The sequence below is a fragment of the Dehalococcoidia bacterium genome (genome assembly GCA_025054935.1).
Classification (GTDB): domain Bacteria; phylum Chloroflexota; class Dehalococcoidia; order SpSt-223; family SpSt-223; genus JANWZD01.
Genome location: JANWZD010000046.1, coordinates 1 through 760 on the forward strand (window position 1 = coordinate 1; position 760 = coordinate 760).

A 760-nucleotide genomic window follows, 5' to 3' on the forward strand; every position below is an offset into this window, starting at 1 on the left:
GCGCGCGGAGCTCGGCCTCGAGCTGGTCGGTCAACTCCGGATGCGCCTTCAGATACTCCCGCGCATTCTCCCGCCCTTGCCCCAGCCGCTGCTCCCCATAGCTGTAAAAACTCCCACTCTTCTTCACCACCCCCGCCTCCACCGCCACGTCCAGAATATCCCCCTCCCGGCTCACCCCGCTCCCAAACAGCAGCTCAAACTCCGCCTGCCGAAACGGCGGCGCCACCTTGTTCTTCACCACCTTCACCTTCACCCGGCTCCCCACCTGCTCGCTCCCCACCTTCACCGCCTCCGTCCGCCGGATGTCCAGCCGCACACTCGCATAAAACTTCAGCGCCCGCCCCCCCGGCGTCACCTCCGGGTTCCCAAACAGCACCCCCACCTTCTCCCGCAGCTGGTTGATGAAAATCACCGCCGTCCGGCTCTTTGCAATCGCCGCCGTCAGCTTCCGCAGCGCTTGGCTCATCAGCCGCGCCTGCAGCCCCACATGCGCATCTCCCATCTCCCCTTCAATCTCCGCCCGGGGCGCCAGCGCCGCCACGCTATCCACCACCAGCACATCAATCGCGTTGCTGCGCACCAGCGCCTCGGCAATCTCCATCGCCTGCTCGGCGCTGTCTGGCTGGCTGATGAGCAGCTGCGCGGTGTCCACCCCCAAGGTCGCCATGTAGGCGGGGTCAAGGGCATGCTCGGCGTCGATGTAGGCGGCGGTGCCGCCCCGCTTCTGGGCTTGGGCGACGATGGTGGCGGCGAGGGTGGT

The 760-nt window shown here is 67.0% G+C and carries 1 protein-coding gene; it reads right to left on the reverse strand.

Translation table 11 applies throughout. From position 1 onward, the window contains the following. Nucleotides 1–760, reverse strand: a 760-nt coding sequence (gene recA, locus NZ773_16190) for a recombinase RecA (GenBank protein MCS6803467.1), incomplete at both ends; no start/stop codon positions are given.